Source organism: Salmonella sp. SAL00672 (assembly GCF_046552175.1).
GTDB classification, from domain to species: Bacteria; Pseudomonadota; Gammaproteobacteria; order Enterobacterales; family Enterobacteriaceae; genus Salmonella; species Salmonella enterica.
This window is the reverse complement of record NZ_JBGDUQ010000009.1, coordinates 39,126-64,183: the sequence shown is the minus strand read 5'-3', so window position 1 is coordinate 64,183 and position 25,058 is coordinate 39,126. Positions and strand designations below refer to the sequence as shown.

Annotated in this window: 26 protein-coding genes, 3 tRNA genes and 1 pseudogene; 14 read left to right on the top strand and 16 right to left on the bottom strand. The window is 51.7% G+C overall.

Annotation, left to right across the window (positions count from 1 at the left end):
* Positions 1–20: 20 nt before the first annotated feature.
* The 6 genes from ACLJTG_RS18725 to ACLJTG_RS18700 form a co-directional block, all read right to left on the bottom strand.
* The gene (locus ACLJTG_RS18725) at positions 21–182 is read right to left on the bottom strand and encodes a DUF1328 domain-containing protein (RefSeq protein WP_000490276.1); all 162 of its coding nucleotides are present in this window, start codon (positions 180–182) and stop codon (positions 21–23) included.
* A gap of 128 nt (positions 183–310) precedes the next feature.
* Positions 311–928: a molecular chaperone OsmY gene (gene osmY / locus ACLJTG_RS18720; protein WP_000178963.1), complete on the bottom strand. Its 618-nt coding sequence runs from the start codon at positions 926–928 to the stop codon at positions 311–313.
* Positions 929–1,329: 401 nt separating this feature from the next.
* A complete protein-coding gene (prfC, locus tag ACLJTG_RS18715) occupies positions 1,330–2,919 on the bottom strand; it encodes a peptide chain release factor 3 (protein ID WP_000175965.1) in 1,590 nt (529 codons plus the stop codon).
* A 91-nt stretch (positions 2,920–3,010) separates the two neighbouring features.
* Positions 3,011–3,688 carry a pyrimidine 5'-nucleotidase gene (gene yjjG, locus ACLJTG_RS18710; protein ID WP_000870686.1) on the bottom strand — a complete coding sequence of 226 codons (678 nt, stop codon included), beginning with the start codon at positions 3,686–3,688 and terminating at the stop codon, positions 3,011–3,013.
* A gap of 21 nt (positions 3,689–3,709) precedes the next feature.
* Positions 3,710–4,156: a ribosomal protein S18-alanine N-acetyltransferase gene (gene rimI / locus ACLJTG_RS18705; protein ID WP_001092435.1), complete on the bottom strand. Its 447-nt coding sequence runs from the start codon at positions 4,154–4,156 to the stop codon at positions 3,710–3,712.
* Entirely contained in the window at positions 4,101–4,538 is a 438-nt protein-coding gene (locus ACLJTG_RS18700; RefSeq protein WP_000203996.1) for a DNA polymerase III subunit psi, read from the bottom strand. The genes rimI and ACLJTG_RS18700 overlap by 56 nt, the downstream gene beginning before the upstream one ends.
* Before the next feature lie 102 nt (positions 4,539–4,640).
* On the opposite strand from ACLJTG_RS18700, the gene rsmC reads away from it, so the two are divergent.
* The 4 genes from rsmC (at position 4,641) to ACLJTG_RS18680 (ending at position 6,177) form a co-directional block, all read left to right on the top strand.
* Entirely contained in the window at positions 4,641–5,669 is a 1,029-nt protein-coding gene (gene rsmC, locus ACLJTG_RS18695; protein ID WP_079951511.1) for a 16S rRNA (guanine(1207)-N(2))-methyltransferase RsmC, read from the top strand.
* 190 nt (positions 5,670–5,859) lie between these two features.
* Positions 5,860–5,946, top strand: a tRNA-Leu gene (locus ACLJTG_RS18690).
* A 26-nt stretch (positions 5,947–5,972) separates the two neighbouring features.
* Positions 5,973–6,059, top strand: a tRNA-Leu gene (locus ACLJTG_RS18685).
* A 31-nt stretch (positions 6,060–6,090) separates the two neighbouring features.
* Positions 6,091–6,177 (top strand) — tRNA-Leu (locus tag ACLJTG_RS18680).
* A 31-nt stretch (positions 6,178–6,208) separates the two neighbouring features.
* Here ACLJTG_RS18680 and ACLJTG_RS18675 read toward each other — a convergent pair.
* A complete protein-coding gene (locus ACLJTG_RS18675; protein WP_000941876.1) occupies positions 6,209–6,445 on the bottom strand; it encodes a DUF1435 domain-containing protein in 237 nt (78 codons plus the stop codon).
* A gap of 250 nt (positions 6,446–6,695) precedes the next feature.
* On the opposite strand from ACLJTG_RS18675, the gene ACLJTG_RS18670 reads away from it, so the two are divergent.
* From ACLJTG_RS18670 to ACLJTG_RS18660, 3 genes are all read left to right on the top strand, one after another.
* Positions 6,696–7,760 (top strand): GGDEF domain-containing protein, encoded by a 1,065-nt coding sequence (locus ACLJTG_RS18670; protein WP_000211207.1) that lies wholly within the window; start codon positions 6,696–6,698, stop codon positions 7,758–7,760.
* Between the two features lie 120 nt (positions 7,761–7,880).
* Positions 7,881–8,669: a siderophore-iron reductase FhuF gene (gene fhuF, locus ACLJTG_RS18665; protein WP_079928072.1), complete on the top strand. Its 789-nt coding sequence runs from the start codon at positions 7,881–7,883 to the stop codon at positions 8,667–8,669.
* A gap of 150 nt (positions 8,670–8,819) precedes the next feature.
* Positions 8,820–9,278 (top strand): YbaK/EbsC family protein, encoded by a 459-nt coding sequence (locus ACLJTG_RS18660; RefSeq protein WP_000058276.1) that lies wholly within the window; start codon positions 8,820–8,822, stop codon positions 9,276–9,278.
* Between the two features lie 50 nt (positions 9,279–9,328).
* Here the strand turns inward: ACLJTG_RS18660 and bglJ are convergent, their stop codons facing one another.
* Together bglJ and ACLJTG_RS18650 are read right to left on the bottom strand one after the other, a co-directional pair.
* Positions 9,329–10,003 carry a DNA-binding transcriptional activator BglJ gene (bglJ, locus tag ACLJTG_RS18655; protein ID WP_000431553.1) on the bottom strand — a complete coding sequence of 225 codons (675 nt, stop codon included), beginning with the start codon at positions 10,001–10,003 and terminating at the stop codon, positions 9,329–9,331.
* Positions 9,964–10,689, bottom strand: coding sequence for a response regulator transcription factor (locus ACLJTG_RS18650; RefSeq protein WP_000936657.1), 726 nt, complete (start codon positions 10,687–10,689; stop codon positions 9,964–9,966). The genes bglJ and ACLJTG_RS18650 overlap by 40 nt, the downstream gene beginning before the upstream one ends.
* A gap of 712 nt (positions 10,690–11,401) precedes the next feature.
* On the opposite strand from ACLJTG_RS18650, the gene ACLJTG_RS18645 reads away from it, so the two are divergent.
* The 6 genes from ACLJTG_RS18645 (at position 11,402) to opgB (ending at position 17,107) form a co-directional block, all read left to right on the top strand.
* A complete protein-coding gene (locus ACLJTG_RS18645; RefSeq protein ID WP_139761607.1) occupies positions 11,402–12,178 on the top strand; it encodes a threonine/serine exporter ThrE family protein in 777 nt (258 codons plus the stop codon).
* The gene (locus ACLJTG_RS18640) at positions 12,169–12,642 is read left to right on the top strand and encodes a threonine/serine exporter (RefSeq protein WP_000511329.1); all 474 of its coding nucleotides are present in this window, start codon (positions 12,169–12,171) and stop codon (positions 12,640–12,642) included. The genes ACLJTG_RS18645 and ACLJTG_RS18640 overlap by 10 nt, the downstream gene beginning before the upstream one ends.
* 92 nt (positions 12,643–12,734) lie before the next feature.
* Positions 12,735–13,274 carry a primosomal protein DnaT gene (gene dnaT, locus ACLJTG_RS18635; protein WP_000098578.1) on the top strand — a complete coding sequence of 180 codons (540 nt, stop codon included), beginning with the start codon at positions 12,735–12,737 and terminating at the stop codon, positions 13,272–13,274.
* Positions 13,275–13,276: 2 nt separating this feature from the next.
* Entirely contained in the window at positions 13,277–14,014 is a 738-nt protein-coding gene (gene dnaC / locus ACLJTG_RS18630; protein WP_000799924.1) for a DNA replication protein DnaC, read from the top strand.
* A 57-nt stretch (positions 14,015–14,071) separates the two neighbouring features.
* Positions 14,072–14,533, top strand: coding sequence for a DUF2501 domain-containing protein (locus ACLJTG_RS18625; protein WP_001090314.1), 462 nt, complete (start codon positions 14,072–14,074; stop codon positions 14,531–14,533).
* A 282-nt stretch (positions 14,534–14,815) separates the two neighbouring features.
* On the top strand, positions 14,816–17,107 hold the full coding sequence (gene opgB / locus ACLJTG_RS18620; protein ID WP_023181329.1) for a phosphatidylglycerol--membrane-oligosaccharide glycerophosphotransferase: 2,292 nt from the start codon (positions 14,816–14,818) through the stop codon (positions 17,105–17,107).
* A 133-nt stretch (positions 17,108–17,240) separates the two neighbouring features.
* Here opgB and ACLJTG_RS18615 read toward each other — a convergent pair whose 3' ends face one another.
* The 7 genes from ACLJTG_RS18615 to ACLJTG_RS18585 all read right to left on the bottom strand — a co-directional run bounded on the left by ACLJTG_RS18615 (position 17,241) and on the right by ACLJTG_RS18585 (position 24,739).
* Positions 17,241–18,251: an SIS domain-containing protein gene (locus tag ACLJTG_RS18615; RefSeq protein WP_000900307.1), complete on the bottom strand. Its 1,011-nt coding sequence runs from the start codon at positions 18,249–18,251 to the stop codon at positions 17,241–17,243.
* Between the two features lie 17 nt (positions 18,252–18,268).
* Positions 18,269–19,330, bottom strand: a complete 1,062-nt coding sequence (locus ACLJTG_RS18610; RefSeq protein WP_023258543.1) for an SIS domain-containing protein — start codon at positions 19,328–19,330, stop codon at positions 18,269–18,271.
* A gap of 12 nt (positions 19,331–19,342) precedes the next feature.
* Positions 19,343–20,191, bottom strand: coding sequence for a PTS system mannose/fructose/sorbose family transporter subunit IID (locus ACLJTG_RS18605; RefSeq protein WP_000178065.1), 849 nt, complete (start codon positions 20,189–20,191; stop codon positions 19,343–19,345).
* Complete coding sequence (locus tag ACLJTG_RS18600; RefSeq protein ID WP_000228866.1) at positions 20,169–20,948, bottom strand: PTS mannose/fructose/sorbose/N-acetylgalactosamine transporter subunit IIC; 780 nt, start codon at positions 20,946–20,948, stop codon at positions 20,169–20,171. Before ACLJTG_RS18600 ends, ACLJTG_RS18605 begins: the two co-directional genes overlap by 23 nt.
* A 25-nt stretch (positions 20,949–20,973) precedes the next feature.
* Positions 20,974–21,435, bottom strand: a complete 462-nt coding sequence (locus tag ACLJTG_RS18595) for a PTS sugar transporter subunit IIB (RefSeq protein WP_000634729.1) — start codon at positions 21,433–21,435, stop codon at positions 20,974–20,976.
* A 14-nt stretch (positions 21,436–21,449) separates the two neighbouring features.
* Positions 21,450–21,872, bottom strand: a complete 423-nt coding sequence (locus ACLJTG_RS18590; RefSeq protein ID WP_000820693.1) for a PTS sugar transporter subunit IIA — start codon at positions 21,870–21,872, stop codon at positions 21,450–21,452.
* Positions 21,873–21,973: 101 nt separating this feature from the next.
* Positions 21,974–24,739: a sigma 54-interacting transcriptional regulator gene (locus ACLJTG_RS18585; protein ID WP_410959045.1), complete on the bottom strand. Its 2,766-nt coding sequence runs from the start codon at positions 24,737–24,739 to the stop codon at positions 21,974–21,976.
* A 136-nt stretch (positions 24,740–24,875) separates the two neighbouring features.
* Here ACLJTG_RS18585 and ACLJTG_RS18580 point away from each other — a divergent pair.
* Positions 24,876–24,950 (top strand): annotated as a pseudogene (locus tag ACLJTG_RS18580) (GNAT family N-acetyltransferase); the annotation flags it as partial.
* Between the last annotated feature and the right edge of the window lie 108 nt (positions 24,951–25,058).

Here is a 25,058-nt window from a genome sequence, read left to right as displayed (position 1 = left end):
TATATCTTTACAGATGCCTGCTAGGGTCGTTTACGGCCCATGAACAGGCTGACCAGGAAGAGCACAATCCCGACGACGAAGACGATTTTCGCCGCGCCGGCAGCCGTACCAGCCAGTCCACCAAAACCCAATGCGGCGGCAATTAACGCGATAACCAGAAATATAATGCCCCAACGAAACATAAGCCTCTCCTTTACCATAGTTAATGTCGACCGCTAAATATGAGCGCTCAGGCTACTCATTCGCGATATTTTTAGTGTGGTGCACATTACGCCTCCCGACAAACGTCGGGAGGACGAATTACGACGAATTACTGAACTTTCAGATCGTTTTTAACACTTTTTACGCCATCAACGGCTTTCGCGATGCTTTCAGCGCGGTCGCTTTGTTCCTGAGTTTCAACAGTACCGGAGAGCTGTACGACGCCATCGGTCGTTTCCACTTTCACTTTACGGGAAGGGACGAGATCGTCCGCCAGCAACTTGGCTTTGACTTCACTGGTCGTGGCCGTATCGCCGGCATAACCTTTCACGGAACCTTCTTTATTGTCGCGAACGTGAAGTTTGTCGCTAACGGAGGTCACGCCTTCTACGCCTTTCGCCACTTTCACGGCGGCTTCAGCCTGCGCCTGGCTTTCTACAAAGCCGCTCAGGGTGACGACTTTCTGATTGGTTTCGACAGAAATATCGGTGCTTTTAATATTGTCATGGTCTACCAGCGCAGCTTTTACTTTCGCAGTGATGGCGCTGTCATCCATGAAGTTACCGACTTTATTCATAGAGCTATCGACTTTTTGCCCTGCGGTTTCGGTTCCGCTTTGCGCCTTGTCCGTTGTTGCGTTTTCTGCAAAGGCAGAACCTGTCGCAACGGCAGAGGTCAACATTACGGCCAGCAGAGTTTTAGAAATCTTCAGTCTTGTCATAGTCATCGATTTTGTCCTGTATAGTTTGCTCGTAATTTGAGCTCAGGCAACACGAGGTTGCATTGCTGAATGCGGTGAAACTCACCGGTTTCTGAAGTCAATGACTGGCATCACATTCGTGAATTTGTAACGACGCGTCGCCTGCCACCCTTCCGTTTCAGTTATTAATATCGTGACTGAAACAAATCTCAGCTTTAAGCTCTCATATTCACGCATTGAACAGGCATTAAAGCCGACATTTATGTCATCACTTTGTTAAATATAGATCACAATTTTAAAATCGCTTGTTGGTGCGTATAAAAAACAGGCAGATCGGAGAAAAAACGCGGGATTTAAGAACATTCCGTAAGCGGTTAAAAAGGCAGGGAAAGTACGAAGGCGCGGCGGATGCCGCGCCCGGAAAGGGATCAGTGTTCGCGCGTTTTACGGAACTGAACGTCAGGGTAACGTTCCTGGGTCAGGTTCAGGTTAACCATTGTTGGGGCGATATAGGTGAGGTTGTCGCCGCCATCCAGCGCCAGTTGCGTTTCATTCTTACGCTTGAACTCTTCGAATTTCTTCGCATCGGCGCTTTCCACCCAGCGCGCCGTCGCCACGTTGACGGATTCATAAATCGCCTCAACGTTGTATTCGCTTTTCAGACGCGCGACAACAACGTCAAACTGCAAAACGCCCACGGCGCCGACAATCAGATCGTTGTTGGAGATGGGACGGAATACCTGCACCGCCCCCTCTTCAGAAAGCTGCACCAGCCCTTTCAGTAGCTGCTTCTGCTTGAGCGGATCTTTCAGGCGAATACGACGGAACAGTTCCGGCGCAAAGTTCGGGATACCGGTAAACTTCATCATCTCGCCCTGAGTGAAGGTATCGCCGATCTGAATGGTGCCGTGGTTATGCAGACCCAAAATATCGCCCGGGTACGCTTCTTCAACGTGCGAACGGTCGCCCGCCATAAAAGTTAACGCGTCGGAAATCACCACATCTTTGCCGGTACGGACCTGGCGTAGCTTCATGCCCTTCTCATACTTACCGGAAACCACGCGCATAAAGGCCACGCGGTCGCGGTGTTTCGGGTCCATATTGGCCTGAATTTTAAAGACAAAACCGGTGAACTTCTCTTCCGAGGCTTCCACTGTGCGGGTATCGGTTTGACGCGGCATCGGCGCGGGCGCCCACGCCACTAAACCATCCAGCATATGGTCAACGCCAAAGTTACCCAGCGCGGTACCGAAAAATACCGGGGTAATTTCCCCTGCCAGGAACAGCTCTTCATCAAACTCGTTAGACGCGCCCTGCACCAGTTCCAGCTCGTCGCGCAGCTGCTGCGCCAGATCTTCACCGACGGCAGCGTCCAGATCCGGGTTATTCAGCCCTTTAACGATGCGCACTTCCTGAATGGTGTGGCCCTTACCGGTCTGATACAGATAAGTTTCATCTTTATAAAGGTGATAAACGCCCTTAAACAGCTTGCCGCAGCCAATCGGCCAGGTGATCGGCGCGCAGCCGATTTTCAGCTCGTTCTCGACTTCATCCAGCAGCTCCATCGGGTCGCGGATGTCACGGTCGAGTTTGTTCATAAAGGTCAGGATCGGCGTATCACGCAGACGGGTAACTTCCATCAGCTTACGGGTCCTGTCTTCAACGCCTTTTGCGGCGTCGATCACCATCAGGCAACAGTCCACCGCCGTCAGGGTACGGTAGGTATCTTCGGAGAAGTCTTCGTGCCCCGGGGTGTCCAGCAGATTCACCAGACAGTCGTGATACGGGAACTGCATCACCGAGGTAGTGATAGAGATACCACGCTGTTTTTCCATCTCCATCCAGTCAGATTTTGCATGTTGGCTGGAGCCACGGCCTTTTACCGTACCGGCGGTCTGAATCGCCTGTCCGAACAGCAACACTTTTTCGGTAATGGTGGTTTTACCGGCGTCCGGGTGAGAAATAATGGCAAAAGTGCGGCGTTTGGCCACCTCTTGCAAATAAGGAGACAACGTCATAGTCAAATCTTCTTGAGTAAGCGCGGCGTTTGACCACGCATGTTGAATACGAAAAATGCGGCTATTTTACCCATCAACCTGGGGGAGGCAATCAGTGTTTACACAGGAGCTGCTCCAGTTCGCTTAATGACGCCACAGTCCAGGTTGGATGGATACCCGCGGGCTGCTCGCGATGATGCGCGTTAAGCCAGCAGGTCGACAGTCCGGCGTTAATGCCGCCAAGAATATCGGATTCCGCGGTATCGCCAACCATTAATACGCGCGAGCGGTCAGGATTCCCTGCCTGCTCCAGGGCGTAGTTAAAGATTTTCGGATCGGGCTTCGCGACGCCAACCTGCTCGGAAATCACCAGCAGATCGAAATACTCGCGCAGCCCGGTGCGCTCCAGACGAGTTTGTTGTAGCGCGGTAAAACCATTAGTAATAATACCGATTTTAGCCTGCCCGCGAATCGCATTAAGTAGCGAAACGGCGCCCGGCAAAGGAGAACAGATCTCCGCCATCGCACTAATAAAAGCGTCATTCAGCAGCCCCGGCGCAACGTTTAGCCGTTCAGCCCAACTTTGAAAGCGCGCGTGCTGCAATTGTAATGAGGTAATCGCGCCGTTCTGATAATCCACCCATAGCGGCTTATTCACGGCCTGGTAATCCTGGAAATCCTCAGCGGTAAAGGTGACGCTATAGTCAAGGAACATCCGCTGTAAGCCGGTGAAAGAATCAAACGTAAACAGCGTTTCATCGGCATCAAAGAAAATCCAGTCCCACTTCATCATTACACCTTGCCTCTTTTATTACATGCTTATCGGTAACGCCATGATGATGGCGTCCTCATGCCCTTGTGCCGTAGGATAGTAATTGCGGCGAATCGTCGCCTCGTTAAACCCCAGACTTTCATACAGCGCGATGGCGGCAGCGTTAGAGGCGCGTACCTCCAGCCATAACGTTACAACACCGCGTTTTTCCAGTTCATCAATCAGATGCTCAAGCAGCATACGCCCCAGCCCCCGACGCTGAAAATCCGGATCGACGGCGATATTGAACAGCGTCGCTTCGTCCAGCACCACCTGTGTAATGGCAAACGCGGCCATTCTGTCATCAGCGGTCAGCTTAAGGTTGAGATACCGTTCGCCCTGGTTGCCGAAAAACGTTTTTTCGCTCCACGGAAACGCATGAGCGCGTTGCTCAATCTGCCAGGCTGCGGGGAGATCGGTCGTGCTGAGGATAGAAATCGTGTTCATGTTCGCAGATTTGTTGCCATAGTGCGGCGCGTGCCGCCGGGTTTGCCCGGAGTTCATTAAACGCCGGCGTCGTGACCTGAGCGCCTTCGAGTTGGAGCGGCGCGTCAGTTCCTAACCGCCAGCTATTACAACGGCTGCCCTGCGGCAGCATGGCGACGCGCTCAGGCGCCAGGGGTAAAACCTGATCGGGACTCACGGTCAACGCGCGTAAAATATCGCGCATTAGCGGCTCGTTCAGCGCGGGTAATTCCTCTGCAACCACGATCAGACGAACGTGCGCGGGAAGGGAAATCGCAATCTCGCCCTGTAGCGCGCCAGGACGTCGCAGCGCCCACTGCGTAATACCCAGTTGCTGTAACTGCCAGTCTCGTCGGGATGTCATAGCGAAACGCTCCTGTAATCAGGGGCGCAAATATAGCAAATCTGTCGAATCTCCGCCATCAAACTACTATAATCGCCGCCAGTCTGAATTAAGGAGCATTCCATGTCTGCTTTTACCCCGGCAAGTGAAGTCTTGCTGCGCCACAGTGATGATTTCGAACAAAGCCGTATTCTTTTTGCCGGAGATTTGCAGGATGACCTGCCCGCGCGCTTTGAATGCGCCGCCAGCCGCGCGCATACGCAACAGTTTCACCACTGGCAGGCGTTAAGCCGCCAGATGGGCGAAAACGTCCGTTTTAGCCTGGTCGCGCAAGCCAGCGATGTCGCCGACTGCGATACGCTGATCTACTACTGGCCGAAAAATAAACCCGAAGCGCAGTTCCAGTTGATGAATATTTTGTCGCTGATGCCGTCGGGCGTCGATGTTTTCGTCGTGGGAGAAAACCGCAGCGGCGTACGTAGCGCCGAACCGATGCTGGCGGACTATGCGCCGCTGAACAAAGTAGATAGCGCGCGACGTTGCGGCCTTTACCATGGTCGTCTGGAAAAGCAGCCGCAGTTTAGTCTTGAATCCTGGTGGGCCGAGTACAATATCGACGGGCTGACCATCAAAACGTTGCCGGGCGTATTCAGCCGCGACGGACTGGATGTTGGTAGCCAACTGCTGCTGTCTACGCTGACGCCGCACACCAAAGGTAAAGTGCTGGATGTCGGCTGCGGCGCTGGCGTGCTTTCCGCCGCGCTGGCCAGCCATTCGCCGAAAGTGCGCCTGACGCTGTGTGACGTCAGCGCGCCGGCGGTGGAAGCCAGCCGCGCCACGCTTGCCGCTAATGGTCTTGAAGGCGAGGTATTCGCCAGCAACGTCTTTTCGGAAGTCAAAGGACGTTTTGACATGATCATCTCCAACCCGCCGTTCCACGACGGAATGCAAACCAGCCTCGATGCGGCGCAAACGCTCATTCGCGGCGCAGTGCGCCATCTGAACAGCGGCGGAGAGTTACGCATCGTGGCGAACGCCTTTCTGCCCTATCCTAAGATTCTGGATGAGACTTTTGGCTTCCATGAAGTCATCGCGCAAACCGGGCGCTTTAAGGTTTATCGTACCGTGATGACCCGTCAGGCGAAGAAATAGTTGGCCTGATAAGCGCAGCGCCATCTGGTTGCATGTGCCGGATGGCGACGCCAGGCGTCTTATCCAACCTACGTCTCGCGCCCATTTTTGCAGCAATCAATCTATCCCATGCAATTAACTATTGACGAATAGCTGAAAACCACTAGAATGCGCCTCCGTGGTAGTGATTCTTTTCAAGAATCGATGGTATGCGAAGGTGGCGGAATTGGTAGACGCGCTAGCTTCAGGTGTTAGTGTCCTTACGGACGTGGGGGTTCAAGTCCCCCCCCTCGCACCAAAACCACGTGATATTGCTCGCACTGGGCGAAGGTGGCGGAATTGGTAGACGCGCTAGCTTCAGGTGTTAGTGTTCTTACGGACGTGGGGGTTCAAGTCCCCCCCCTCGCACCAACGAGGCGATATCAAAAAGTAAGATAACTGTGCGAAGGTGGCGGAATTGGTAGACGCGCTAGCTTCAGGTGTTAGTGTCCTTACGGACGTGGGGGTTCAAGTCCCCCCCCTCGCACCAATTATCTTATCCTTCCTTTGTCTCTTCATTTTCATCCCTGATTCCAGTTCATCATTGCCAACATCATGCCGCCAATAAGCGCTATACACGATGGCAGCAGTACAAAATGCCGTAATTGTTTGTGATACAACATCAGCGCAGACAGTAGCAATCCTGATACAATCAACAGCTTCAGCGCATCAGCTGACAGGCCGATAAACGCCAGTCCAACGATAATCACTCCAGGCAATAATACGCCCCATCCGCTGCCTAACGTCCGCTGCAACATGGTTTCACCTCTGGAATTGATAATGATAACCAATATCATATGATATATTTTCTCATTTGTCAGCCAGGGAGAAAGCTAAAGAGATGAGTTTTACTTAACGGTTGATGACACGTATTCAGTAAGGTGATAAATTGTCCGACTGTTAACGTAAAAACAACAACACCTCGCTTTAGGCGACCTTTTCTCATACGTTATTTTCATGTTGGCGCCCGATTCCGTGTATATCACCGATAAATAACGACAATTACCCATGACAACACCATCCTGGCGGTCGCTTCGTATTAAGAAGTATCAGTTTTCTTTACGTCTTTTCTTGTTTCTCAACGCCGTGTCGGCGCTATTTACTCTCGTTTTCCCCCTTTATCAGATCAATGTATTTTGCACGCCAATGATCGGGATAGTGGTCCTGAGCGTATTACTGTTGATATGGCATGGGAAATATGGACAAAAAAGAATTAATCTCCCCTTTATCTCCCTACTCTTTGGGGGAATATGGGCGGCGCATATTGCGCTAAAGTATCCGGCGTTAGGCCATTATGATTTCTCTTTTTTACTGATCTCCCTGCTTAGCGTTCTGTTTATCGGCTCGATAGCCTTTGCCGCGAATATCGTCGCGTTTACGCTCTATTCGCTACCGCCAGTCGCGGTCTGCCTGTGGCTGAACGGTAATGAACAAGGTTTGCGAATTCTCTATTTGCTGGCCCTGCCAATGGTGGGAATCGCTATTCAACATGTTATCCAGAAACGCTACGATAATTTTGCCCAACAGCTCATGTTTAAGCTGCTGGCCGAGCGGGAAACTCTCAATGGCCTGAGTATGCTTGATCCATTAACCGGCTTATATAACCGCCGTGGCCTGCAAAATCGGCTGGATACGTTACAGGCGCCGGGCAGCCATGAACACTACGTCCTGCTATTGGATATCGATCATTTCAAAGCGTATAACGATCACTACGGTCATATGATGGGCGATCAGGCGTTAATCCGCGTCTCAGCGGCAATTCGGGACGCCGTGCGATCGCGCGATGTCGTCTGCCGTTTTGGCGGGGAAGAATTTCTGGTGTTGCTGACCACCGCCGAACCACAGCAAGCCCGCGCTACCGCAGAACGTATCCGACAGGAAGTATACGATCTTAAAATCCCGCATATGTTTAACGAAAGCGTCGCCACCAATGTCACTGTCAGTATCGGCATTGCGCCCCTGACGGATCGCAATATCGGAGACGCTATCGAAAAAGCGGATAAAGCGCTCTATGAAGCCAAGCATCTTGGACGTAACCACATTCTGGTCAGCGACGACATGCGCGCCCTATGAATCCTGTTGGCGTAATCGTGCTACGCCAACAGCGTTAACCATAAACCGCTTGCCATCGTTTATCGCTATCGATAGGATTAGCAATCATTATCATTTAGATTAACATCATTAAACTGCGCTATGGCCTACCGTTCCGCACCGATTGCTGACGATATTATCTGGCGAGCTGCTCCCCAGCCGGAATACGCCTCGCTGGCGGACGCAGTACGCGAGACGATCGCCTCTACCCGTGAGCACCTGTTGGACTTCATCCGGCTGGATGAAACGCCGCCGCCTACGGCGATGACTCTTGCCCAGTGGACGCGCCCCGCGACGTTTCGTTCATTGCTGGCCGCCTATTCCGATCACATCTATCGGCACACGCCAGGCCTGGCACGTGAAAATAAGCCGTTACTCTCCCTGTGGGCGCAATGGTATATCGGGCTGATGGCACCGCCGCTGATGCTGGCATTACTGACGCAAGCGCGCGCTATCGATGTCTCGGCAGAACATATTCACGTTGAATTTCATGAAACCGGGCGCGCCGCGTGTTTCTGGCTTGACGTGCATCAGGATAACCTGGCAACGGAGCGTTCCCCGGAAGAACGAATGGAAACGCTAATAGTCTCCGCACTACAGCCGGTCATTCAGGCGCTGGAGGCGACTGGCGACATCAACGCGAAACTTATCTGGAGCAATACCGGTTATTTAATCAACTGGTATCTGACTGAGATGAAACCGCTGCTTGGCGAAGCCCTGCTGGCAACGCTACGCCAGCGCTGTTTTTTTGAAAAGCAGCTATCCGACGGTCAGGATAACCCGCTGTGGCGGACCGTCGTAATGCGCGACGGTCTTCTGGTACGCAGAACCTGCTGCCAACGTTACCGCTTACCTGACGTACAGCAGTGCGGCGACTGCACGCTAAAGTAAACCGCTTTACGTTGCCTTCAGTTATCGTCACGGCTTACTGCTGCTGGCCTGTCACATTATTATATTTACAGCGGCGCTCTCCGTATGCCAAATTACGTTCTGCCATTTTTGGGTCTACCGTGGCTATTGGTAAGGTCTCAGGAGAGAAGAATGAGTCTGCAATCTGTACGGCAATTTCTGGCCGATCATGCTCCCGATATTGAAATTATCGAATTAAATCAAAGTACAGCGACTGTCGAACTGGCAGCCAAAGCGCACAACGTAGAGCCAGGGCAGATAGCTAAGACGCTCTCGCTTAAAGTAAAAGACACCATTATCCTGGTGGTCGCGAAAGGCGATGCCCGCCTGGATAATAAGAAGCTTAAAACCACTTTCGGCGCAAAAGCCCGTATGTTGAGCAGCGATGAAGTGGTCAATGCAACCGGACATCCTGTCGGCGGCGTATGTCCTTTCGGGCTGGAGCACCCGCTGCCCGTTTATTGCGACATCTCTCTGAAGGGGTATAACGAAGTATTGCCTGCCGCAGGCGCCACGCACAGCGCGGTACGCATCACGCCGGAAAGAATGGCTGAACTGACATCGGCGACCTGGGTAGACGTGTGCCAATAACGTGCCTGGCACCCTGATTCCCCGAACAAGCACGGCGCATCCGGCGCGGGCTATACCCGATGCTGGAGCGCGGTAGCATCGCCGGCGCGCAGATATAACAGAATATCCGCCGCATCGAGTAACCCGGCATCAGAACTCACGCCCAGCTTGGACATCACATTAAACTTATGCGCTCGGATAGTCTTAATGTTACGTTCTAACTGGACAGCAATTTGCGGCATTGAGTAGCCGTTCGACATAAAACGCAGAATCTCCCGCTCGGTTGGACTAAGCATACAATTCTGGTGAAGCTCCCAAAGATTGTCTGTACGCTCCGTTGTCCGTCGGGCGCTATTAAGCGATGTAAATAAGGCATCCTGTAAAACATCCAACGGCGACGCTTTGCTGATGACCCCATCCAGCGGCAGCGGGGATAGCGCGCTGATTAAGCGGGCTTCAGCATCATCATCGGCAATCACCAGACGCCGCATATGGGGATAATTTATCGCCAATTCCGTCAGACTGGATAATCCTGTCCGGCGTTCAGTTCTTAACGCAGAAAGAGAAAAAATAACGGCAGAAAACGGCGTCTTTAGCGCAGCCTTATAAAACGTGGATGGTTTTGAAAAAATATGAAGCGTATGTCGGCAATCCGGCATTGCATCAAATAGCCCTTTAATACCAATGGTGCTCATCACGCATTTTTCTACGAGCGCAACATTTCTCTTGCTGATTCTGTTTTCCATTCCATGGTTTCTCCATATACCGAAGGTAGGTTCAATTCTCTGGCTCCCTGAGAACTGTTTATCCATGCATACATCTCTGCATTACTGTGTATTGATAAGCGTCGCATGGCGCTATTTTTTTGGGCGCTAATTGTTTTATTACTTTTTTTAAGTAACGCCGCAATTTGGTTAATGCCCCACCCTTTTCCTAAAAGGCGTAATACTTTTCGTTCAGACAGCGTAAGGACAATCGGCCTGTCGTGGGACTGCTGAATTTCAGACGGTACCTGAGGCGATAATAACGTTTTACTTATTCTTTCTGAGCGAGCGTTTCCCGCATGGATAACGCTAATAAGATTCTCGATTGGCTCTTCGTCTGAAAGCAAGGTGCTGACGGGGCCCATCAGGAGATCAACCGCATGTGGATAGCAGGATTTAGGAACCAGAAATACCCAATGTATGTCGCGATATTGCGAGAGTAAGCTATAAAAATATTCGCAGATAGCGCGGGGAGAGGCATTGTTAACTGCTAAATCAGCAATAACTAAATTACTTCGGCGTAGCTGTAGCAGCGTTAGCTCTTCTATCGTACGACAATACGCCAGTTTATAATCGGGGAAATTACCTGTTATAGCCCCTTTAAGGCCTTCCTGTATAAGAGGGGTTTTACTGATAATAAGTCCATTTTTGCAGCATCCTGGCAGCATAATTCCTCCGCACCCACGCCGCCACTTTTCATTGCCCCATTAATAAAAACACTATTAACAATGATCGCAAAGAAATATAGGCCGAGTGGATTAATTATCCTTGTTTTATTTTTAAATATCTAACATTGATTGCGCTACAATCCACATAGCACAAAAACATGAAATCACTATCGCATAGTTACTCATAAAACCAGAAGCAAGACAATTAAATTAACTAAATTTGCACATTAGTAATTCTAACGAAAACGCATCATATTAATAAATTTAAAATATGAGTTCGCTCTTTATTCATATTGCTAAGTCCTAAAACAAAAGCCCAACAATACTGTCTACAATCCATAAAACCCATGTAATATCTGCGAATTACACTAAGTCATGCCTAATTTTACGCCCGCTGCTCACGCCATTGTGGTTAAACCATTAATGCATATCGTTGATAAAATTCACCACATCATTGATTCAAAAATGAGCGGCCAGGCTGGCATAATGCCTCTATTCTGGAAACGGACATACGAGAACCGTCGCCCATAAGGATATCCTGCCTGTGACGAAGCGCACGTCTCAAGAAGCTTATGCGTTGCGTCTGGCGGCTGACGTTTTTATCAACAAGAAATTGATCTTAACCAACGCCATCATGCCTGCGCTTCGTGTTAAAAAGGAAGCCTCTGTCATAGTGGCGGCGCATAGAATGTCTTTTTGGACAGGACGAGTCATGCAAGAAGAGCAATCAATTCAACGAGCAGTAACACGGTTATGTATTCAATGCGGGCTGTTTTTATTGCAGCACGGGGCGGAAAGCGCACTGGTTGATGAGCTTTCCACCCGCCTCGGTTTGGCGCTCGGTATGGATAGCGTCGAAAGCGCGATCTCCTCTAACGCCATTGTCCTGACGACCATTAAAGACGGACAATGTCTGACATCGACACGTAAAAACCAGGATCGCGGCATTAATATGCACGTCGTCACGGAGGTTCAGCATATCGTTATCCTCGCGGAACATCGTCTGCTGGATTACAAAGGCGTGGAAAAACGCTTTAGCCAGCTCCGCCCGCTGCGTTATCCGCGCTGGCTGGTGGCGTTTATGGTCGGTCTTTCCTGCTCCTGCTTTTGTAAGCTGAATAATGGCGGCTGGGATGGCGCGGTTATCACCTTTTTCGCCAGTATGATAGCCATGTATATTCGCCAGATGCTGGCGCAGCGGCATTTACATCCGCAGATCAATTTTTGCATTACCGCCTTTGTCGCTACCACGATTTCCGGGCTGATGCTCACCCTTCCCGCCTTTAGCCAGACGCCCACTATCGCCATGGCGGCGAGCGTACTGCTACTGGTGCCGGGCTTTCCGCTGATTAATTCCGTCGCAGATATGTTTAAAGGACATATTAATACCGGGCTGGCGCGCTGGGCTATCGCCAGCCTGTTGACACTGGCCACCTGTGTGGGCGTAGTGATGTCAATGACAATATGGGGGCTACGAGGATGGGTATAATCGACTTTTTACTGGCGCTAATGCAGGACATGATCTTGTCTGCGATCCCCGCCGTCGGGTTTGCGATGGTCTTTAATGTTCCCCACCGGGCGCTTCCGTGGTGCGCGCTACTGGGGGCGCTGGGTCATGGCTCGCGTATGCTGATGATGAGCGCAGGCTTTAATATCGAATGGTCGACGTTTATGGCTTCGCTGCTGGTCGGCAGTATTGGTATTCAGTGGTCACGCTGGTATCTCGCTCACCCTAAAGTGTTTACCGTCGCGGCCGTGATCCCGATGTTTCCGGGGATTTCCGCCTATACCGCGATGATTTCCGCAGTAAAAATTAGCCATCTGGGCTATAGCGAACCGATGATGATCACGCTGCTGACCAATTTTCTGAAAGCCTCTTCCATTGTTGGCGCGCTCTCAATTGGCCTCTCTGTACCGGGATTATGGCTGTACCGCAAACGCCCCCGCGTGTGATTGGTGGAACGCCTCCTGCTGTTCTTACAGGTCTGTGTGGTACTATAAAAACAGTCGCCCTTCTCGGTTGTTGTTCCATATTGAGAAACATTATGTCTTCCAGAATTTTAACGTCGGACGTCATCGGTATTGACGTCCTTTTACACGATCATCATGCTGTGCTGGCGAAGTCAACGGGCGGCGCAGTGGCGGTATTCGCTAATAATGCGCCTGCCTTTTATGCCGTGACGCCTGCACGCATGGCTGAACTGCTGGCGCTTGAAGAAAAGTTATCACGTCCGGGAAGCGATGTGGCGTTAGACGCGCAATTTTACGAAGAACCCGAAGCCGCCCCCGTTGCGATTCCCTGCGGAAAATTCGCCATGTATCCCGCCTGGCAACCGGATGCGGATTTTCAGCGTCAGGCCGCCCTTTGGGGCGTGGCGCTTCGGGAGCCGGTCACCGCAGAAGAGCTGGCGGCGTTTATCGCCTACTGGCAGGCGGAAGGTAAGGTTTTTCACCATATCCAGTGGCAGCAAAAGCTGGCGCGCAGCGTGCAAATCAGCCGTTCCAGCAATGGCGGAATGCCGCAGCGCGACATCAATAGCGTCAGCGAACCTGACAATCATATTCCACCAGGTTTTAGGGGGTAACGATGAAAAATGTTGGCGACCTGATGCAGCGTCTACAAAAAATGATGCCTGCGCATATTACGCCGGCGTTTAAAACGGGCGAAGAATTGCTGGCGTGGCAGAAAGAGCAAGGCGAGATCCGGGCGGCAGCGCTGGCGCGGGAAAACCGGGCGATGAAAATGCAGCGCACCTTTAACCGTTCCGGCATTCGACCGCTGCATCAGAACTGTTCGTTTGATAACTATCGGGTTGAGTGCGACGGACAAATGAACGCGTTAAGCAAAGCCCGACAGTACGTTGATGAGTTTGACGGCAATATCGCCAGCTTTGTCTTTTCCGGCAAGCCGGGAACCGGTAAAAACCATCTCGCCGCGGCTATTTGTAACGAGCTGCTGCTGCGCGGAAAGTCGGTACTGATTATCACCGTAGCGGATATTATGTCAGCGATGAAAGACACGTTCAGCAATCGGGAAACCAGCGAAGAGCAGTTGCTTAACGATCTGAGTAACGTTGATCTGTTGGTGATCGACGAGATCGGCGTGCAGACCGAATCTCGCTATGAAAAAGTGATCATCAATCAAATTGTCGATCGTCGTTCCTCGTCAAAACGTCCCACCGGCATGTTGACGAACAGCAATATGGAAGAGATGACGAAAATGCTTGGCGAACGCGTCATGGACCGTATGCGTCTCGGCAACAGTTTATGGGTTAATTTTACCTGGGACAGTTACCGCAGCCGGGTGACGGGTAAAGAGTATTAAATTGCAACGTGCGCCAGGGCGATACGACGCCTAACTGGCATAACACAGGTGATTACCATGAATACAGCGAAACATGTTCTGTGCTGCGCGGCGATCGCCAGCGTACTGATTTCCACCAGCGGTATTGCCGCCAGTCAGTTAAGCGCTCAGGGCGCGAACGCACAGCAGGGCGGGATGTCGCTTTCTGCGCTAACCGGTCTGCTCAGCAGAGGTGCCCAGTCGCTCAGCGCCGATAATATGAATAATGCCGCCGGTATTTTGCAGTACTGCGCCAAACAGAAACTGGCGTCCGCTACCAACGTGGAAAACGTTAAAAATCAGATTCTGAACAAGTTGGGGTTGGATACCACACAGCAGGAGCAGGACACTAACTACCTGAACGGCCTGCAAGGGTTGCTCAAGACGAAGGACGGCCAGCAGTTGAACCTCAATAATATCGGCAGTACGCCGCTGGCGGAAAAGGTGAAAACCAAAGCTTGCGATCTGGTGTTGCAGCAAGGGCTGAATTTCCTCTCCTGACTGCGTTTTTCTGACCGTGCGCCACGCCGGGACGCCCTGATAAAAGCCGTGTTTTGGCCCTTTACCCGCCAACACGGCATTAACCCGATTTTTCTCTTCGTCTTTTCCTGTTATTAACCGCTATGGCAGGAAGTGATGCCGATCAAAAAACCAACTTTCTAAACTCATTCTAAATAACAGCGCCGTGTAAAGTTATTAGAATTGCAGCAATGTGACATCGCTATTACATTGTTAGAAATTTTTTCCTGCCAGCGATAAGCCTGGTTTATTGAGGATCGTCAGTTGTCCGAGTTGCTCTCTGTCGCTCTGTTTCTCGCCTCTGTGCTGATATATGCCTGGAAGGCGGGCCGTAACACCTGGTGGTTTGCCGCCACTCTCACGGTGCTGGGACTTTTTGTCATTCTGAATATTACCCTGTATGCCAGCGACTATTTTACCGGCGACGGGATCAACGACGCAGTGCTTTATACGCTCACGAATAGTCTGACGGGAGCGGGAGTCGGCAAATATATTCTGCCGGGAATCGGCATTGCCCTGGCGTTAGTGGCGGTATTTGGCGCGCTGGGATGGATACTACGCCGCCGCCGTCACCATCCTCATCATGTCGGTTACAGCCTGCTGGCGTTACTGCTGGCGTTAGGTTCGGTCGACGCCAGCCCGGCGTTTCGCCAGATCACCGAACTGGTAAAATCACAAATGCGCGATGGCGATCCGGATTTTGCCGTTTATTATAAAGAACCAGCAAAAACCATTCCTAATCCGAAGCTCAATCTGGTCTATATCTACGGCGAGAGCCTGGAACGGACCTATTTTGATAATGACGCGTTCCCCAATCTCACGCCAGAGTTAGGCGCGCTGAAAAATGAGGGGCTGGATTTCAGCCATACCATGCAACTGCCGGGAACGGATTACACCATCGCCGGGATGGTGGCTTCCCAGTGCGGTATTCCGCTGTTTGCGCCGTTTGAGGGCAATGCCTCAGCGTCGGTGTCCAGTTTCTTCCCGCAAAATATTTGCCTCGGCGATATTCTGAAAAACTCCGGCTACCAGAACTATTTCGTGCAGGGCGCTAACCTGCGTTTTGCCGGGAAAGACGTGTTCCTGAAATCACACGGATTTGATCATCTGTACGGCGCTGAAGAGCTAAAAACGGTGGTGGCGGACCCGTCTTATCGTAACGACTGGGGCTTCTACGACGATACGGTGCTCGATGAGGCATGGAAGAAATTTGAAGCGCTTTCCCGCTCAGGCCAGCGTTTTTCGCTGTTTACGCTGACCGTAGATACTCACCACCCGGACGGGTTTATCTCACGCACCTGCAACCGCAAACGCTACGATTACGACGGCAAGCCCAACCAGTCCTTTAGCGCCGTAAGTTGCAGCCAGGAAAACATCGCCGAGTTTATCAACAAAATCAAAGCGTCACCGTGGTTTAAAGATACCGTTATCGTCGTCTCTTCCGACCATCTGGCGATGAATAATACGGCCTGGAAGTACCTGAATAAGCAAGATCGCAACAATCTGTTTTTCATTCTGCGCGGCGATAAACCGCAGCAGGAGACGCTGGCGGTCAAACGCAACACGATGGACAACGGCGCAACGGTGCTGGATATTCTCGGCGGCGATAATTTTATCGGTCTGGGACGTAGCAGCCTTTCCGGGCAGTCGCTGTCGGAAGTGTTCCTGAATGTAAAAGAGAAAGTGCTGGCGATGAAGCCGGATATCATTCGCCTGTGGAATTTCCCGAAAGAGATAAAAGATTTTACCGTCGATCGGGACAAAAACATGATCGCTTTTTCCGGCAGCCACTTCCGCCTGCCGTTACTACTGCGCGTATCGGATAAGCGTGTTGAACCGTTACCGGAAAGTGAATACTCCGCTCCGCTACGGTTCCAGTTGGCCGACTTCGCCCCGCGCGATAATTTCGTTTGGATCGATCGCTGCTACAAAATGGCGCAGCTATGGGCGCCGGCGCTGGCGCTCTCCACCGACTGGTGCGTCTCGCAGGGGCAGCTTGGCGGGCAGCAAACCGTACAGCATGTCGATAAAGCGCAGTGGCAGGGTAAGACGGCGTTTAAAGACACGATGATCGATATGGAACGCTACAAAGGCAACGTCGATACCTTAAAGATTGTCGATAACGATATTCGTTATAAAGCCGATAGCTTTATCTTTAATGTGGCGGGCGCGCCGGAGGAGGTGAAGCAGTTTAGCGGCATTTCCCGGCCGGAGTCCTGGGGGCGCTGGTCAAATGCGCAGTTGGGCGATGAGGTTAAAATCGAATATAAAGCGCCGCTGCCGAAAAAGTTTGATCTGGTGATCACCGCCAAAGCCTTCGGCGACAACGCGAATCGGCCGATTCCGGTACGCGTAGGCAACGAAGAACAGACGCTGGTGCTGGGTCACGATGTGTCCACTATCACGCTGCATTTCAACAACCCGACGGACGCGAATACCCTAGTCATTGCGCCGCCCGCTCCCGTCTCCACCAACGAAGGTAATATTTTGGGCCATTCGCCGCGCAAATTGGGGATTGGCATGGTGGAGATCAAAGTGGTGAATGTTGAGGGTTAAAAGAGAAGGTCATATATGCCGGGTGGCGGCTGCGCCTTACCCGGCCTACACATCATCTTTATCCATAAACTGGCGCGTAGGCCTGATAAGCGAAGCGCCATCAGGCACTGTATATGCTACACGCCCCTTTCTGTTAATAATCGAACTGACGGTAGTAACGACGAATATCCAGACTGTGGCCGGTATATTTCTCAAAGTGCGCCGCCAGTCGGTCAACTAACAATGTCGAAACAACACACGGCGCCATGATCCAGCGGAACTCATCATCAATACCGTCCAGCGCATACGCTTTCGGATCAATCACCACCAGGTTATCGGTAATTTTACTGGCAAAACGCTCAACGCGTTCATCCAGCGCGCGGCATTTCCCTTCCCCTTTCACCAGAATGAGCGGAACGTCTTTTTCCAGCAGCTCCAGAGCGCCGTGGAAAAATTCCGCAGAGCTGACGGGGCGCGTGCGCTTCCACTGCATCTCTTCCAGGATACACATGGAGAACAGATAGACCTCGCCCCACATCTCCGCGCCGCCGACCCACATCATATAATCGCTGTTATGATAACGGCTGGCGATAGCGTCCGCCTGCGGATCAAATTTTTGTTTCGCTTTCAGCAGATTCGCCGGCAGAATTTCCAGTTGGCTGGCGAAGCGATCGTAACTGGCGAATTCGTTATTGCGCGACAGCACGCGGAAAAACAGCCAGTACAGCAGCATATATTCATATTCCACGCCATTTTTGTGACGCATCGGAATATGCCATGTCGCCGCCTGCGCCAGCGGAGAGTCCGCATTTTTGGTAATAGCGACTACGCGTATTCCCTGCGCTTTACACCACTCGGCGATCGCCACCGATTCTTTGGTATCGCCGGATTTAGACAGCGTAATAACCACAGAGTCTTTATTCAGCCGCTTATTTCCTTTATGAATTAATTCTGCCGCCTGCTCAACATAAACCGGCAACGTTGTTAATTCTTTGGCAAATTCATTAATTGCCATCATTGGCGCCAGTGAACCGCCAACAGAGGCGAAAAATAAAGAACTGAACCCGGCCTGATAAATCTCGTCAGCAACCTGTTCTGCCTTCTGGCGCGCAGCGATGATCTCACGAGCACTCGTCAGGTACTCGTCCTGATTAAAACCCAACATATTTTTCTCCTGATTGTTCAGATTTTACTTTTTAAAACGCGATCGAAATCGTCAAAAATGCGTACCGAAAGGTCGATGCCTTTCAGTGAGGCGATATGAAACGCCATGAGTTGTACCGGCACAATCAACAGTAATGGCGAGAAATGGTGATCAACCGCTACATCCAGCGCAAGCGTCTGGTCATCCTGCGCCGCCTTCGCCAGCGTGAGAGTAAAGGTTTTGGCGACCGCAGGCGTCATATACTCCCGTAGCGCCCTGGAGCGCGCGTCGGGCCGGTCCTCAAAGAAGAACATCACGTGTTCCGCATTGGCTTCCAGATACGGGCCGTGCATATAGGCTTCCAGCTCAAACCCGCTTGAGGGAACACGCACCGTCTCGGTAAATTTAGTTTCCAACTCTTTTGCCACCCCAACCAGCGCGCCGTAGCCTGTCGCCACAAAACGCGTCCCGTTTCGTAAAACGGCCTGGTGCTGGTGAATAAACGCTTCCGTACGCACGATAACCAACGGCAGGGTTGCCGCGATACGTTGAAGCTGCGCCACATACTCCTCGACCTGCGATTCCGTCAGTCGCTGCTGCTGACGGGCAATTAACAACGCGATAAGCAACAGATTCAATACCGTCGCGCTAAATCCACGGGTAACAAAGCCGACGGACTCAATCCCGGTCAGAATATCCAGTGGATAATCACTGGCCTTGCCAAGAGGGCTTTGCGGATCGGCGGTCAGAGCGAATACCGGACGTCCCTGCGCCTGAACTTTACGCATCGCCTCCAGGGTAGAAGCGCTTTTCCCGCTCTGGGAAATAGCAATAACCATATCGGCTTGCGGATCGCTATTCTCATACTGGCTAAAGGTGTACGGCTCTTTAATATCGATAGAGATACCGCAGCGCTCAAAGAAATAACGGGCGCAAAAGGCGGCATTCGATGACGATCCGGTGGCTAATATCAGGATTCGTCGTAACGTTTTTTGGCTGGCGAACCGCGATACTTCTTCCAGAGACTGGCGATGGCGTCGAATAATATTCGCCAGGACGTCAGACTCTTCGTTAATATAGGTCAGCATGGTTGGTGACATTGTGTATCCCTCTTAAAATAACCCTATCCAGGAACCGAAAATTCCCACCAGCGCAATACCGCCAATGATGGTTAACGGTTTCACTTTTTTCCCTAACAGCCAGTACACAATGGCGAAGCTAATTAACGGCAGCAGACAAGGCATGATGTCGTTAATAATGTCCTGAACATGGGTTTTCGCTTCTCCCGTACCAAACGTAATGGGAATGGTGATATCAATCATGGAGGCCGTCATCGCGCCAACCACCATCAGACCGATAATCGAGGCGCCATAGGTTAGGCTTTCCATCATTCCGCTTTGCTGAATACGTTGCAGTACGCCGGTTCCCAGCACATAGCCCCAGCGGGTAAAGAACCAGCGGGCCAGAATATGCGGTACGTTAAACACCAGCAGAAATAAAATCGGCCCCAGAATATTGCCTTTCAGCGCCAGACTGGTACCGATGCCAGTGGCGATAAGACGCAATGTTCCCCAGAAAAAAGAGTCGCCAATACCCGCCAGCGGCCCCATTAACGACGCTTTGACGTTATCGATAGAACTGGCGTCCATCTCTTTCTGCTGGCTATTTTTCTCCTCCATCGCCACGGTAATACCGAGGATCAACGTCACAATGTGCGGCGTGGTATTAAAGAAAGCCAGATGGCGTTTTAGCGCTTCGGCAAGATCTTCTTTTCGGCTATACAGTTTCTTTAATACCGGAATGAGCGTATAGACGAACGCCAGGTTCATTTGTCGTTCATAGTTCCAGGAAAACTCCATCTGGAATGACCGCCAGAAGACGCGGCGTAAATCACGCGCGGTGACCAGACCAGTGGTTTCCGCCTGCTGGCGGTCTTTATCAGAAATCATCTTCATCGTCATGAGACGCTCCTTGCGCAGGTGCCGGTTGCGAGGCCGCAAATTTCGGCATATTGACCATCACGACGGCGACGATCGCGCCGAGAATCGCAATACCCGTCACCGGAATTTTTAAATACGCCATTAAAACAAAACCGAGGAAAAAATAGGGGGCGACCTTTTTATTAATTAATAAGCGCGCCAGCATGGCAAAACCCAGCGCGGGAATAATACCGGTGGCAACGCTTAATCCATGTTTAATAAATTCTGGAATGGCATCCAGAAAACCTTTAACCATATTCACGCCCGCTAAATAAGAGACCGTGACGATAATCCCCAGCGTCAGCGACAGCCCAATGCCGGAGATTAAATGCATACGCTCAATGCCCCGGGTATCCCCCACCTCAGCGTAAGCATCGGCTTTATGACAGAGCAACGGAATAAACATTCCGTTATAGATATTTTTCACAATTAACGCCAGTGTCGCGATTGGCAAACCTAATAACAGCGCGGTTTCCGCCCCGGCGCCGGAATTAATCGCAAAGGCCACACCTAAAATACCGCCAGTGACCACATCCGGCGGCAGCGACGCGCCCACCGAAAAGGAACCGATAAACGCCAACTCCAGCGTCGCGCCCATCACAATTCCGGTTTCCATGTCGCCCAGCACCAGTCCGGTTAACAGTCCGGTCACGATAGGTCTGGAAATCAGCGACGTCCCTAATGCATATTCAGACTGGGCGATAAACGCCACCAGTCCCAGTAAAAGCGCCTCTACCATAATATGTCCTCAGGAGGGTATCCGCTCAGGCAAAAAGTTGTTTACGATCGTTAGGCACCAGCCGAATTTCTATCTCTACTCCGCCAGCCGCCAGCTCCCGAAGTTGAGTCATTTCATCCGCTAACAGATTGATGGCTTTAGCAATATTCTGGCTCCCTTCACGTACCTTCGTGCCGCCTAAATTAATGCTTTTAATGTCGGGTAATTCGCGCGCCAGCCGGTACGCATCCGCCACGGATTCAACAACAATAAAAAGTTTATATTTATCGGTAACGCCGCTTTTTATCGCTTCAATTGAATCGGCAATATTTTTAATAACCAGCTTCACCGCGGGCGGCTTCGCCATTTTAATGGTGGTTTTACGCAGGTCATCATTAGGTACGCTGTCGTTGGCAATTAAAATACAGTCTGCGCCAACGTACTGCGTCCAGGAAAAGGCGACCTGTCCATGTAATAAACGATGATCCACCCGTAAAAAAACAATCATGACGCTTCCTCCCCTTAAAAATCTTTATCGCTTTGCATGGCGCTGGTGATAGTTTGATTGCAGTACTGAATATTTTCTTTTGAATCCGCTAACGCCGTCATTATGGTATGCGTGGTATTGCCATCGTTTTCCGACATAAAGAGATCGATAACCAGCGGCAGGTTAATCCCTGCCAGCAGATGAAAATTTTCTCGTGATAAATAACGGACAAATTCGTTATTCACGCTGCCGGCAAAAATATCGGTCAGCGCAATAATTTCATCTTCCGGCGGGATCCGGGCAATTAGCGTATCTACCTGCTGGCTTAAATCCACGCTCTCTTCAACGTAAGCGCACAGCGTCCAGACATTTGACCGTTTGCCTAAAATCAGCTCCACGGAGTTTAAAACTCCGCTGGCCAGCGTGCCGTGGCTGGCGAAAATATAATGTCTCTTCATCCTGACCTCTAAAACACATTCCACTGTGATAAAAGAGAGCAAGCGGCGTGCCAGAAAAAGTGGCGCGCCGAAAAAAGATGCGGGTTAACAGAGGGAAATAGTTAAAACTGTTGATCTTGCTCGATAAGTTCTGTTTCGAAGGTCAGGATATTATGGATATAGCCAAGCTCGGCGGTGGGGATTTTGACACTGTAGTTACTCTCAATGACACTAAACGCTTCCCGTAGCCGATTCAGTTCCTGTTCCGGACACTGTTGTCCACTATAAGCAGTAATGCCCGCATGGCGGATCAGACGCTCAATCAGGCAACTAATATGCACATAGAGCGCCACCTTTCTTTCATTCGAGACGGTAACGCCCGCCAGATGCTCATAGCGCAGCAGAAACTGCTCAACATGGTTGATGACTTTGCTGGTGTCGAGGATGGTGACGGATTCGATCACTCGTCGGAGCGAGAAGTTTTTCAGCAGCAGGTTGTTGATCTCCGCCACCTGCTCCGGCGTGGTCAGCGAACCAAACAGCCGCATCAGATAGTGATTCCCCTCGCCGGAGATCAGCGAGTCGAGCGAAATCCACGGCACGCTGGCGATGTGCGGGTCCAGCGTGCCGACTATCGCCAGTACGTCGTAGCGCATAAATACCGGCTCCTGGGTTTTATTGCTCGCCAGCATCGCATAATCGCAGGCGACGACGTCAATCTCCAGCGCCTGCGGAATACTGGCGCTCAGTAATGCGCAAAGATTCGTCGCCACACCGATACCGGTCGCGCAGGTGGTCAGTATGGCGCGCGGTTTGTTGCTTTTCGGCCAGTAGAGCTGATACTCGACCGGCACATCCCGGGCGATATCGCGGGCGATCTCTTCAATAAAATGCCCCTGTAAAATACGCTCCCCTACATACAGGGCCATGCTGGTCGAGACGTTGTTGATAATCGTCACCGGCGTGGAAAGCGCGCGATCAAAATGACGATGAATGGCCTTGAGCGATCCCATATCCACCAGAATCATCAGGCCGGAGGCGAGCGGATGCTCTTCCAGATAGCGCATCACCTGCTGCGCTATCGCCTCCGGCGTGACGTCCAGCGGCATATCGAACGATTCAAAAATCGTATTTTTCAGTAACCGGTTGGCGACGTTGGCGATACTGCTGGCGGTGGCATAGCCGTGCGCCAGAATCACCGCATGCGTCACCTGTTTTTGGTTGTTAGCCCCCTGTTTATGCAGCCAAAGCGCCAGCAGCAGCATATCAATGCGTCTCGGCTCCAGATCCAGCTTCTGGCCCAGCGTCTCCAGAATTTGTAAACAGAAGCTGTACAGCAGTGGATATTTCTGGGCGAGGAAGGCGTCCAGTTGGCGGATCTGCTCGCTGTTGAGACGAGAAGGCGCCAGTGCGGTACGATGGATTAAATAGTGGCTAAGCGCGTAAATACAGTTGCCGTTAAGCTGCATATTGAAGCGCTTCTCCAGACGATAAAACTCTTCCCGCACCAGGCTTGTAATTAACAGCAACCGCTGTGAGTGCACATTATCGTCGCCGGTAAAAATCAGGCGATCGAAGAGGGTCTCAATTTCATCGCCCATTCTTTTTTGTACCGTCTCCCACCCCTCTTTCCCGCTACGTACCAGCTCGTACAGCGCCAGCACATGACACTGCGTATCATGGATCATGCCCTGCATCTCGTCGCGGGCGCGCAGCAGCCAGGTAAGGTTCGTGTCGGGCGAGATGCTCACCGGCGTGTCGTCCGCCAGCGGTTCATTCAGTGACGGCAATGCCGACAGCATGGCATCCGGCAGATCGTGCAGCGACACGGTAACGGTTTCCTGCCCAGGCTTTTTCGCCCATGCCGTCGCCACCGCATACTTCACCACATTTTTCAGCTCGCCGACGTTGCCGCGATAAACATATTGATTGAGGATCTGCAACAAACGCGGTTTGAGGATAAGCGTGGCCGAAAGTTTTTTCGCCTCCGTCCAGAAAAACAGTAAGATCAGCGCCTCTTTTTCCTGGCGGCTACGGTGCTGGAGATCCGGCAGGTTGACCTGAATCGGGATGCGTCGCAAAAATGTCGTCAGAAAGGTACTGTGTATCTCTTCGGTCGTCGCAAATACCAGACGTACCGAAACCGGATGCCCCTGCGCGGTGTCGCCTACCCGATAAATTTCACCACGATCGAGCCAGGTAAAGAGCTTCTCCTGCCCTTCGGCGCTCAGCCGGTGGACTTCATCCAGAAATAACATGCCGCCGTCAGCCGCCTCGAACGCGCCCGGTCTGTCGCTCTGCGCGCCGGTAAACGCGCCCTTCACATAGCCAAAAAGATTCGCCGCCAGCAGTTCGGGATTGCTCGCATACTGGGCGCAATTAAAACTGATAAATGGCGCATCCGGCGACAGAAGCGCCTGGGCGATGGCATATTCGTGCATGAGCTGCGCCAGATAACTTTTCCCGGTGCCGCTTTCGCCGGTCATCAGTAGCGGCAGTCCGCCGTCGGGATAAAACAGCGCGGTTTTCAGTTGCTCAATCGGGCGCTTCAGGCTTTCGTTATGGCCAATCAACAGGGAAAAGTGATCGTCCGGCGCGCACTCCTGTTCCCCGTGCGCTAACAGCTCCGCGACGCTGGCGTATTCATTACGCGAAAGGGTAAAAAACTGTTGGCTAAATGCCTGCTTATGCAGGAAATAGACGGGACGGGTATTGATTTTGCAGAGCACGCCCTGCGCCACCAGTTGGTTCAGATAATGGCTGGCGGTATTGCGCTGCATATTAAAACGCTGCGCCAGATAGCGCGCGGTAAACACCTCACTGACATTTTCCGGATCAAAAAAATCCGTTTGGTTCATCAGGAAAGCAAGCAGGGCATCTTTGCGCATCGTATCCTCTCACGATTATCACATCAGCAATTATGATGCCGCGAAACAAGGCTATCCTGCCGTGCGTTCTCTCGCTTTATTCATTTTTTGTGGATCACCGCACACCTTCACTCAACGTTGGATTAGCGCGCGATATCAGAAAAGAGAGGAGGAAGCGGCGCACGGCCTCGCGTATGAATCACGCTGCGCCATGCGCCTGATGCTGGTTTAAAATCGGCCTGCGCGGACTGCCAGGCCTGGTAAGCGCTACGCCATCAGGCAAAAGTGTGAACATCTCATCCGGCCTACGGTCATCTGTAGGCCGACTGTTCACCATACG